Source organism: Vibrio sp. S11_S32, from assembly GCF_014694465.1.
Lineage (GTDB): Bacteria > Pseudomonadota > Gammaproteobacteria > Enterobacterales > Vibrionaceae > Vibrio > Vibrio algicola.
The window spans coordinates 1-895 of the sequence record NZ_JAAUWS010000130.1; the positions used below are offsets into that span (position 1 = coordinate 1).

The following is an 895-nucleotide window of genomic DNA, read 5'->3' on the forward strand; positions in this document are numbered from 1 at the left end:
TCGTAAGCGCATCATAAAACCCGCATTCTAATCGTCTAGCCTGAATAATAAGATCAAACCTCCAACCCAAAGGAGATTTGAAATGGCACAGCGACACACTGATCAAGAATGGCAAATATTTATTGAACAATCACAATCAAGTTCATTGTCAAAGCTTGCATTTTGCAAGCTTAATGACCTCAACCCATCAACGTATTATGCTAAGCGCAAGCAATTCACAGAAACGCTCATGCCTCAAGGTTTTGTTAAAGCCGAAGTCGTTGAAAAGACCAAAAAGTATCAAGCCACTCACACTGCCGTTGCCAACATGACATTACTGGTAAAAAATGTTGAGCTGAGCATCCCACAAGGAACACCAGCAACCTATCTTGCAGAACTTATCGGTGCACTATCATGAAACACATGCTCTGCGCCCCTGAGATTTATTTATATCGTGAAAGCGTCGATTTTAGAAAGTCCATTAACGGCCTTGCCGCGATTATCGAAAGTGATACCAGTTTGCCTCTTGGCAGCGGTGCATTGTTCCTATTTACCAATAAACAACACGATAAAATCAAAGTGCTGTACTGGGATAAAACAGGCTTTGCACTTTGGTATAAGCGTCTCGAAAAAGCCAAATACAAATGGCCTTACAAAGAGAAAAATCCGGTATTTACGCTTACTCAATTCGAGCTTGATAGACTGCTTTCTGGTTTCACGATTATCGGCCACAAACCCATTGAAATAAACGATTTCACAATGACTTAAACGATAATAAAGACGTATCCACCAAGCATTAATGGCATGATATTTAGTATAATAAATATCATGAAAAAGACGCCAGATATCAACCCAGAAAGTCAAAATATTGCCGAGCTACAAGCGATGGTAAAAACACTGATATCTGAGAAAAGTG

General features: G+C 39.8%; 2 protein-coding genes. Both read left to right on the plus strand.

Annotated elements, in window-relative coordinates:
- The first annotated feature begins 82 nt into the window (after positions 1-82).
- Positions 83-397 (plus strand): IS66 family insertion sequence element accessory protein TnpA, encoded by a 315-nt coding sequence (gene tnpA / locus HC723_RS16925; RefSeq protein ID WP_190339925.1) that lies wholly within the window; start codon positions 83-85, stop codon positions 395-397.
- Positions 394-747, plus strand: a complete 354-nt coding sequence (tnpB, locus tag HC723_RS16930) for an IS66 family insertion sequence element accessory protein TnpB (RefSeq protein ID WP_190339927.1) — start codon at positions 394-396, stop codon at positions 745-747. The genes tnpA and tnpB overlap by 4 nt, the downstream gene beginning before the upstream one ends.
- Positions 748-895 lie beyond the last annotated feature (148 nt).